The sequence below is a fragment of the Phenylobacterium sp. genome (assembly GCF_036402295.1).
Taxonomy (GTDB): Bacteria; Pseudomonadota; Alphaproteobacteria; order Caulobacterales; family Caulobacteraceae; genus Phenylobacterium.
Window position 1 is genome coordinate 1 of the sequence record NZ_DASWTE010000231.1, and the last position, 3,070, is coordinate 3,070.

Sequence of the window (3,070 nt, forward strand, 5' to 3'; positions counted from 1 at the left end):
GCCGTCCTCGAGCACCAGCACGCCCGAGCCCTGCACCTGCAGGAAGAACAGCTCCTCGGGGCGCATCCAGGCCAGCGGCGCCTCGGACGGCCCGGACTCGATGGTGGTCCGGTCGGGGTAGGGCGCCTCGGTCCCGTCGGGCAGCACCTGGACCACCGCGCCGCCCTCGATCGGCTTGAGATCCGCCGGCTTCGGCAGCACCGGGGCGCTGAACTCGGGATCGGGCCGACGCCGCGCCGCGTAGACCGGCGCGAAATAGGCGGTCAGCACACCCTCGCCGCCGACCCGCTCGGCCTCGAACGCGAGCTCCAGGAACGTTCGCCCATCACCCCGGGCGATCGGGCCGACGGAACGAGCCCGCGCGCAGAGGTCGGCCATGGCGCGGTCGCGGGCGGCGTGGCAGGTCGAACGCCAGGCCTCGAAGGCCGCGTCATGGTCCTCGGCCGCCCAGCCGGGCAGCTGAGAAAGCTCGATCCGCCGAGGCGGTTCGGGCGGCGCCGGACGCGGCGGCGCTGGCGCAGGACTCGGATAGCCGGGCGGCGGGGGCCCGTGCTCGGACGGGGTGGCGCAGGCGGCGAGACTGAGCGCGGCGAAGACCGCCGTCAGAAGCCCCGCTCGCATGTCCGGTTACGCCTCGGCGGCGTCGACGTGGACGAGCAGCCAGTTGGGGTCGCGGCTCTTCAGCCGGCGCTCGAAGGTCCAGAGCTCGGCGGTGCGGCGGTCGTCCACGCCCTCGCCCTCGGGGCCCTTGGTGCGGCTGCGGAATTCGGCCAGGAAGCGCACGGTCACCCGCGCCAGGTCGCCCTGGGTCACCTCGGCCCGCTCCAGGTCGGCGCGCGGGCTATGGAAGAACTCCACCTGCTCGGTGCGGCCCTCGGCCTCGCGCTGCGTGATGGCGCTGTCGAAGCTGTCGAACACGCTGGGCGCCAGGAGGTTCTTCAGGGTGGCGCGGTCGCCCTCGGCGAAGGCCTTGACGATCATCTCGTAGGCCGACTTGGCGCCCGACAGGAACCGGGTCACGTCGAAGGCGGGATCCTTGGCCCGCACGGCCGCCAGCCCCGTCAGCTCCACGCCGTCGTCGACCGTGTCGCCGAGCACCGGCGCGGGCGCGCGGCGCTCCAGCGCCTCGACCGTCTGGCGGTCCTCGGGCTGCAGCCCCTTGCGCCGGCCCAGCACCGAATAGAGCTGGTACAGCACGATGGCGGCGAGGCCCGCGAAGATGATCAGCTGGAGAACTTGCAACGGTAGGCTTTCACGTGAGTAGCGGCGCTTTCGATCCTTATACGCCCAATAGTTCATATAGTCCGCAGGAACGCGGGCGTCAGGGGCGGCGTTGCATCGATCAGGGCGCCATGTTAGCCGCTCGCCCCGAAGACACGCGATTTCCGCGACAACTTTGAAGAGATTTCCAGCTTCCATGAGCGAAACCGACGTCGGCGCAGTTGCGCCTCCGGTCCAGGGCGCCGAGCCCGGCATCCGCATCCTCGCCCAGTTCATCCGCGACCTGTCGTTCGAGAACCCGCGCGCGCCCGACGCGCTGCGGCCCAGCCAGGACCAGCCGCAGATCGACCTCAACGTCGAGATGAACGCCCGCGGCCGCGACGACGGCCTTTTCGAGGTGGACCTCAAGCTCTCGGCCCGCGCCAGCCGCACCGACGGTGCGCTGTTCCACGTCGAGCTGCTCTATGGCGGCGTCTTCCAGATCGGCGGCGTCGGCGCCGACGACATGGAGCCGGTGCTGCTCATCGAGTGCCCGCGCTACCTGTTCCCGTTCGCCCGGCGGATCATCGCCGAGGTCACCTCGGAAGGCGGCTTCCCGCCCTTCCTGCTGGACCCCATCGACTTCGCCGGCGTCTACGCGGCCCGCAAGGCCCAGGCCGAACCGCAGGTCGGCCACGCGTAAGGGGCGGCTGCCCCTCAGGCCGCGGCGGCGTCTTCGTCCGGCGCCGCGCCGTCGAGCCAGAACCGCGCCCAGAGCTCTCCGCCCTTCACCTTTTCGAGGATGAAGGCCGCGTGGCTCGCGCGCTCTTCCTCGGTCGACCGGAACGCCAGCGGCCGCGGCCGGGGGCCGTAGTCGACGCGCACGCTGACCGACATGGAGGTGGTCATGGCTGCGTTCGACAGCTCCAGCCGCCGCTCGCGCCCGCCCTTCAGCTCGAGGTAGACCGCCGCCAGCAGCTTGGCGTCGATCAGCGCTCCGTGCTTCTCGCGCTCGCTGAGCGAGATCTTGTAGCGCTTGCAGAGCGCGTCGAGCGAGTTGTGCATCCCCGGGAAGCGCTGCTTGGCCAGGCCCAGGGTGTCGATCCAGCGATGCTCCGGGATCTCGGCCCGGTCGCAGTTCGCCAGTTCCCAGTTCACGAAGCCGCGGTCGAACGCGGCGTTGTGCGCGACGATCGGGGCGTCGCCCACGAAATCCAGGAACGCGTCCACGACATCGGCGCTGTCGAACCGCGGCTTGCCGCGCAGGAACGCCGACGACAGCCCGTGCACCTTCTCGGCTTCGGCCGGCATGTCGCGGCAGGGGTCGATATAGACGTGGAAGCTGCGCCCGGTCGGCACGAAGCTCTCGATCTCCAGCGCCGCCAGCTCCACCAACCGGTCGCCAGTCAGCGGGTCGAAGCCGGTGGTCTCGGTATCGAGAACGATCTCACGCGCCATGCCCTCTGATGCCTTGCTTCGGCGGCGCACGGCAACGGGACGTTGGGCCGCAATCCCCAGGCTTGTTCGATGCTCCACAGGGACAAACATGGTGGGAACATAGCGCGAACACGCGGGCCGCGCTAGGCTTGCCGCATGGCGGAAGAACAGACCTACTGGGTCTACATCCTCGCGAGCGGTCCCCACGGTACGCTCTACGTCGGGATCACGAACAGCCTCGAGCGCCGGATCGCCGAGCACAAAGCCAAGGAAATTAAAGGCTTCACTGCAACCCACGGCGTGGACCGCCTTGCCTACCTCCGTGGCTTCGGTGACGTGCACGACGCGATCCACTTCGAGAAGCAGCTCAAACGCTGGCGCCGTAGCTGGAAGGTCCGCCTGATCGAGGAGGACAACCCGCACTGGGCCGACC

At 69.8% G+C, this 3,070-nt stretch carries 5 protein-coding genes; 2 read left to right on the forward strand and 3 right to left on the reverse strand.

Annotation, left to right across the window (positions count from 1 at the left end; genetic code table 11):
- The coding region (locus VGD44_RS14290; protein ID WP_331088181.1) for an MltA domain-containing protein at positions 1–621 on the reverse strand (621 nt) is incomplete at its 3' end.
- A gap of 6 nt (positions 622–627) precedes the next feature.
- On the reverse strand, positions 628–1,242 hold the full coding sequence (gene timA, locus VGD44_RS14295) for a TIM44-related membrane protein TimA (RefSeq protein WP_331088183.1): 615 nt from the start codon (positions 1,240–1,242) through the stop codon (positions 628–630).
- Positions 1,243–1,417: 175 nt separating this feature from the next.
- Here timA and secB point away from each other — a divergent pair, with 175 nt between their 5' ends.
- On the forward strand, positions 1,418–1,903 hold the full coding sequence (secB, locus tag VGD44_RS14300) for a protein-export chaperone SecB (RefSeq protein WP_331088185.1): 486 nt from the start codon (positions 1,418–1,420) through the stop codon (positions 1,901–1,903).
- Positions 1,904–1,917: 14 nt separating this feature from the next.
- Here secB and dnaQ read toward each other — a convergent pair whose 3' ends face one another.
- Positions 1,918–2,658 carry a DNA polymerase III subunit epsilon gene (gene dnaQ, locus VGD44_RS14305; RefSeq protein ID WP_331088187.1) on the reverse strand — a complete coding sequence of 247 codons (741 nt, stop codon included), beginning with the start codon at positions 2,656–2,658 and terminating at the stop codon, positions 1,918–1,920.
- Between the two features lie 135 nt (positions 2,659–2,793).
- Here dnaQ and VGD44_RS14310 point away from each other — a divergent pair.
- On the forward strand, positions 2,794–3,070 hold a 277-nt coding region (locus VGD44_RS14310; RefSeq protein WP_331088190.1), incomplete at its 3' end, for a GIY-YIG nuclease family protein.

Excerpts from the sequence above, each read along its gene's own strand:
- dnaQ (WP_331088187.1), bottom strand. The coding sequence starts at position 2,658 with ATGGCGCGTGAGATCGTTCTCGATACCGAGACCACCGGCTTCGACCCG.
- secB (WP_331088185.1), top strand. The coding sequence starts at position 1,418 with ATGAGCGAAACCGACGTCGGCGCAGTTGCGCCTCCGGTCCAGGGCGCC.